A 5,476-nucleotide genomic window follows, 5' to 3' on the forward strand; every position below is an offset into this window, starting at 1 on the left:
GGGGCACCACCGTGCCCACTCGGCCGACCTGAGTGACGCCTCGGCCGACGGGGGTGACGCCTCGGCTGTTAGGCCGCGGTGGCGAAGGCCGCCTCGGACTCCGGGTTGCGCGCGACCGAGCGGCGGGCGAACGTGAACGCGACGGCGCCGAGGATCGAGGTGACCACCATGGTGATCGCCAGCGGCACCGCGGTGTGCTCACCGGCGACGGCGCCGAGCGGGGAGGCGAGGCCACCGCCGAGGAACATGATCCCGCCCATCAGCGCCGAGCCGGATCCGACCGCGGGCCGGGCCTGCTCGATGGCCAGGGCGCCGGTGTTGCCCATGACCAGGCCGACGCAGGTGGTGACGACCAGGATCGGCAGCAGGATGAGCGCCTTCGGCACGGGCAGCAGCGCCACGACCAGCACGAACAGCGCGGCAAGAGCCATCACCGGCTGTGCCGAGCGGATGATCCGCGCCGGGTGCACCTGGCGCTTGGCCAGCCGCGCCGAGAAGAGCCCGGCGACCGTCAGGAAGGCGGCGTTGACCGCGAACCCGATGCCGTAGACCGCCGCCGACGTACCGATCACCGACTGGTAGAGGAACGAGGAGGAGGAGACGTACGTCATCAGGGTGGCGAACGTGAGCGACTGCGTCAGCGTGTAGCCGAGAAAGGCGGGCTTGGCGAGGAGACGGCCGAGGTCGGCGTACTCGACCCGGCTGGTGCGGCGCTCGGCCGGCAGGCTCTCCCGGATCGCCAGGAGCACGACGGCAACCTGCAGCACGCCGATCGCGGCGACGATGCCGAGCACCCCGCGCCACGGCACGAACCCGGCGATGGCGCCGCCGATCACCGGCGCCAGGATCGGCGCGATCCCGCTGATGGACATCATGATCGACATCGCCCGGGCGGCGGCGAAGCCGTGAAGCACGTCGGCCACGATCGCCCGAGCCATCACGATCCCCGCCGCGGCTGCGAGGGCCTGGAGGAAGCGGGCCGCGATCAGCAGCTCGACAGAGGGCGCCAGGGCGGCCAGGACACCGGCCGCCGCGGCCACGACCGAACCGATCAGCAGCGGCTTGAGCCGTCCGAAGCGGTCGGAGATCGGCCCCCAGGCGATCTGTCCGAGCGCGAGCCCGATCAGGAAGGCGGTGAGGGTCAGCTGCACGTTGCTCGCCGCGGCACCCAGGTCGGTGCCGATCTGCGGGAAGGAGGGCAGGTAGAAGTCGATCGCAAGCGGCGCGGATGCCGAGAGCAGGGCGAGCGCGAGCAAGAGCCGCGGCGGGACTGACGTCACCGAGGGAACCTCCGGAGAGTTTGGTTGAAGAAGACAACCAACCGAACGCCGTAGTCCCGCCGGGCATTCCTCACCAGAGCGTGATGGACCTCTCGAAGATCCCGGTCAGGTCCGCCGCCGAGGGCTGCTTCGGCGCGGTGGCGAGCAGCCGCTGCTGCTTGAGCGCTCCCTCGACCAGATCGGGGATGTCGCCCGCGACGTAGCCGATCTCGCCGATCCCGGCCGGGATCCCGATGTCCCGCATCAGGTCGCTCAGCACCCGGGGCAGCACGTCGCGGGGCTCCTCCTTCGACTCGTCGAAGCCGGGCGCCAGCAGCCGGGCCGCACGCAGATGCCGCTCGGGGGCGGCGTCGAAGGTGTAGCGGAACGCCTCCGGAGCGGTCAGCGAGACCGCCATCCCGTGCGGCACCAGGGCCTCGTCCCCGGGGTAGTCCGCCGGGTGGAAGTCGCGCACCCGCCCGGCGATCGGGTAGGCGCAGGCGTGCGGGATGTGTACGCCGGCGTTGCCGAAGCCCAGGCCCGCGAAGGTGGCCGCGAACGCCATGTCACCGCGCGCGATGGTGTCGTCGCCGTGCGCCACGGCTTGCCGGAACGAGCCGGCCAGCAGCGAGAGCCCTTTCTCCGACCACATGTCGGAGATCGGGTTGGCGCCGCAGTAGGGCACCCGCTGCGCCGGCTCCTTGCGGTCGTAGGAGGTGTAGGGCCGGGCGGTGTAGCTCTCCAGCGCGTGGCACAGGATGTCCATCCCGGACGCGGCGGTCACCCCGGCGGGCTGGGTCATCATCAGGTCGGGGTCGACGACGGCCAGCGTGGGCCGCAGGCGGGCGTGCGAGATCCCGGTCTTCACCTTGAGCGAGAGCACGTCGAGCACGCACACGGTCGTCGACTCCGCCCCGGTCCCGGTGGTGGTGGGCACCGCGACCAGCGGCAGCAGCGGGTCGGCCGGCGCGAGCCCGCGACCCACCGGCGCGTTGAGGTAGTCCATCAGGTCGCCGTCGTTGGTGGTCAGCAGGTTGACCGCCTTCGCGGTGTCGATGCTCGACCCACCCCCGACCGCCACGATCGCGTCGAACGGCCCGTTCTCGCGGGCGAACTCGACCGCCTCACGCATGCTCTCGTCGGTCGGCTCGACATGGACGCCGTCGAAGACGACGGCAGTGACGTCGTACGCCTTCATCTGCTCGGCCACGCGCTGCGGCAGCCCGGTCGCGGAGATGCCGGGGTCGGTCACCACGAGGGCGCGGCGGGCGCCCAGCGACGCGAGGTCGTAGCCGATCTCGGCCGATGCGCCGGTGCCGAACTTGAGCTGCGGGGAGCCATAGGTGAACACGGTCTCGGGTGTTGCGTGCGTCATGAGCGCACGATATCGACCGTCCGATAGCGGTTTCACGGGTCGGACTGCCCAACTGCCATCAGGCGATGGTGAAGCTGATCTTCCGGGCGACGACGTCAGCCGTCTCCAGGCGTACCTCGACCTCCTCACCGAGCGGGAGGGCCGTCGCGCCGGTGACCCGAGCCTCGATGGCCGGCTCCTCGACGGTGATCGAGCCCTTCTGCTTGTCCTCCTCGTCGATCTCGACGACGACCGCGGTGAAGGTCTCCCCCACCCGCTGGGACAGCACCCCGGCCTCGACGAGGTCGACGACGCCGCGCTCGTAGGCACCGCTGGTGCGCGAGGAGGCACGCATGGTGTCCGGGAGGGTGGTGAACGCAGCAGTCACCCAGTCGGGGGCCGGCTGGTCGGCGCAGAGCGCCAGGCAGACCTCGCCGGCGTAGCGGTCGATCAGCCGGCGCAGCGGAGCGGTGACGTGCATGTACTCGTTGGCCAGCGCCGAGTGCTCGGTCAGCTCGGGGAGCTCACCGTTGAACGAGGCGTACCCACTCCCGCGCAGCAGCCGGGTGCACGCGATCGCCATCGCGGCGTGCTTGCCGAGCTTGCCGTCGAGCGAGCGGACGAAGTCGGGGTAGAGCATCTCCGCAGGCCACTCCAGCCCGAGCGCGCGAGCGGTGCGGTGCAGCCGCTGGACGTCTCGGGGGTCGGGTTCGGGGAGGGTCCTGAGGAGCCCGATGCGGGCGTAGACCATCAGGTCTGCCGCCCCGAAGCCGGTGAGCAGCGAGATCTGGGCGTTCCAGTCCTCGACGGGGAGCAGGTCGCGGTACTCCAGCGACCAGTGGTCGCCCTGGACCGAGATCTCCTGGTCGCGCAGCGGCAGGTTGACCCCGCCGCGGGCCGCTTCGAGAGCGATCCGCTTCTCGCCGATCTCCTTCAACAGCTCGAGCGACGAGGCGTAGTCGGTGTCGCCGAACCCGTCGCCGTCGAACATCTTCTGCACACCGTCGTAGGAGAGCTTGGCCCTCGACCTGACCAGCGCGCGCTCGACGAAGGTGTCGGTCCCCTCGCCGGACGCATCGAGCTTGTGGGTCCACAGCAGGGCGGGGCGTACCTGGTCCGGGAGCAGCGACGCGGCGTCCTCGGAGAGGACCTTGGGGTGGAGCGGGATCTTCGCATCAGCGGCGTAGAGCGTCTCGCCGCGCTTGTTGGCCTCCACGTCGACAGGGTCGCCGGGCGCCACGAAGGCGGCCACGTCGGCGATCGCGTAGTGCACCACGTAGCCGTCACCGTCGCGCTCGAGGTGGAGCGCCTGGTCGAGGTCCATCGACGTCTCGGGGTCGATCGTGACGAACGGCAGGTCGGTGCGGTCCAGCTCCGGAAGTCTGGGGTTGGCCGCGGCGGCGGCCGCCGCCGCCTCCACCTCCGGCGGAAACTCGGGGGTCACCGCCAGCTCTGCCTGGAGCGCGGCGATCCCGTCGCGGAGCGTGGCGGCGGCGACACCGTTGTCGGCACTGGCGACCCGGATGATGCGTGCGGAGCCCATGGCCAGAACTGTAGTGGCTACTTCTTCTTCGAGGCCTTGTACGTCTTGTGCAGCGCGGCGGCTTCTTTGCCGAACGCCTTCGGGTTTCCCTTGAAGGCGCCGAACTGGTCCCACAGGTCCTTCTTGGAGCCGTTGTACGACCTCGCCGACCTGTCGATCTTGGCCAGTGCGCGGCGCTGGGACGAGGTCAGCGACCGCTTCGCCTTGAGGTGCGCCGACCGCGCCTTGGACTTCTTCGAGACGTCCTGGATCAGCCAGAACAGGCCGACGATGATGATCACGACCAAGAAGCCGCCGAGGTTGGACCCGGAGGCGGTCTCGGCGGCCAGAACGATCATGACTGGAACGTAAGCCCGCGCGTTCTCCCAGGTCACGTGCGCTTTGAAAGATACCCAATCCTCGATTCGGCCATCCCGGTCCCGGGCGGCACGATAGTCCCCGTGCTGATCCTGCTGCCGCCCTCGGAGGGCAAGACCGCGGCCGTACGCGGCAACCCGCTCGCGCTCGACGACCTCCGTCTCCCGGTGCTCAACCCGGCCCGCGCCAAGGTCATCGACGCGCTGGTCGAGCTCTGCACCACGCGCCCGGACGAGGCCGTCGACATCCTCGGCATCCCGAAGACCCAGCCCGAGCTCGTCACCTTGAACGCCAACCTGTTCGAGGCCGCGACCGCGCGCGCCGACCGGATCTACACCGGCGTCCTCTACGACGCCCTCTCCCCCGCCACCCTGTCGCCGGCCGCCAAACGCCGCGCGACCAGCCGGGTCATGGTGACCAGCTCCGTGTTCGGCCTCGTCGGCCTCGCCGACCGCATCCCCGCGTACCGTCTCTCGGGCGACACCACCCTCCCCGGCATCGGCGGTGTCCAAGCCCACTGGCGCGCCCACCTCGGCGCCGGCATCACCGAGGCCCTCGGCGACGGCCTGCTCGTGGACCTCCGGTCCGGGACGTACGCCGCGTTCTGGCGCCCCGAGGAGGTCGCCGCCCGCACCGCCACCGTCCGTGTCCTCCACGAGCACAACGGTCAGCGCAAGGTGGTCAGCCACTTCAACAAGGCCACCAAGGGCCGCCTCGTCCGAGCCCTCCTCGAGTCCGGCGCCAACCCCCGCACCCCCGCCAAGCTCGCCGACGCCTTCCGCGACCTCGGCTGGACCGTCGAGACCGCCCCCGCGACCAAGACCGGCACCCAGCTCGACATCATCGTCGCCGAGATCTGAGTCCCGGTCCGCCCATTCGGCCACATAGCGACCGTGTTGGTCTCGACACGCCTCCGCCTAGCGGCTCCGGCGGGGGGGGCCCCCCGGGCCCCCCCGGGTGCGA

At 70.7% G+C, this 5,476-nt stretch carries 5 protein-coding genes; 1 reads left to right on the forward strand and 4 read right to left on the reverse strand.

Going from position 1 to position 5,476, the window contains the following annotated elements; genetic code table 11:
- Nucleotides 1-68: 68 nt before the first annotated feature.
- The 4 genes from ACFWQC_RS28220 to ACFWQC_RS28235 all read right to left on the reverse strand — a co-directional run bounded on the left by ACFWQC_RS28220 (nt 69) and on the right by ACFWQC_RS28235 (nt 4,494).
- Nucleotides 69-1,280: a multidrug effflux MFS transporter gene (locus tag ACFWQC_RS28220; protein ID WP_378686125.1), complete on the reverse strand. Its 1,212-nt coding sequence runs from the start codon at nt 1,278-1,280 to the stop codon at nt 69-71.
- Between the two features lie 70 nt (nt 1,281-1,350).
- The gene (locus ACFWQC_RS28225; RefSeq protein ID WP_378686128.1) at nt 1,351-2,634 is read right to left on the reverse strand and encodes a hydroxyacid-oxoacid transhydrogenase; all 1,284 of its coding nucleotides are present in this window, start codon (nt 2,632-2,634) and stop codon (nt 1,351-1,353) included.
- 58 nt (nt 2,635-2,692) lie between these two features.
- A complete protein-coding gene (locus ACFWQC_RS28230; protein WP_378686131.1) occupies nt 2,693-4,156 on the reverse strand; it encodes an RNB domain-containing ribonuclease in 1,464 nt (487 codons plus the stop codon).
- A gap of 17 nt (nt 4,157-4,173) precedes the next feature.
- Entirely contained in the window at nt 4,174-4,494 is a 321-nt protein-coding gene (locus ACFWQC_RS28235; protein ID WP_378686135.1) for a hypothetical protein, read from the reverse strand.
- A 102-nt stretch (nt 4,495-4,596) separates the two neighbouring features.
- Here ACFWQC_RS28235 and yaaA point away from each other — a divergent pair, with 102 nt between their 5' ends.
- Nucleotides 4,597-5,373: a peroxide stress protein YaaA gene (gene yaaA / locus ACFWQC_RS28240; protein ID WP_378686138.1), complete on the forward strand. Its 777-nt coding sequence runs from the start codon at nt 4,597-4,599 to the stop codon at nt 5,371-5,373.
- Nucleotides 5,374-5,476: the final 103 nt, after the last annotated feature.

This window comes from Nocardioides sp. NPDC058538, assembly GCF_042719275.1.
GTDB lineage: Bacteria > Actinomycetota > Actinomycetes > Propionibacteriales > Nocardioidaceae > Nocardioides.

Excerpts from the sequence above, each read along its gene's own strand:
- ACFWQC_RS28225 (WP_378686128.1), bottom strand. The coding sequence starts at position 2,634 with ATGACGCACGCAACACCCGAGACCGTGTTCACCTATGGCTCCCCGCAG.
- ACFWQC_RS28230 (WP_378686131.1), bottom strand. The coding sequence starts at position 4,156 with ATGGGCTCCGCACGCATCATCCGGGTCGCCAGTGCCGACAACGGTGTC.
- ACFWQC_RS28235 (WP_378686135.1), bottom strand. The coding sequence starts at position 4,494 with ATGATCGTTCTGGCCGCCGAGACCGCCTCCGGGTCCAACCTCGGCGGC.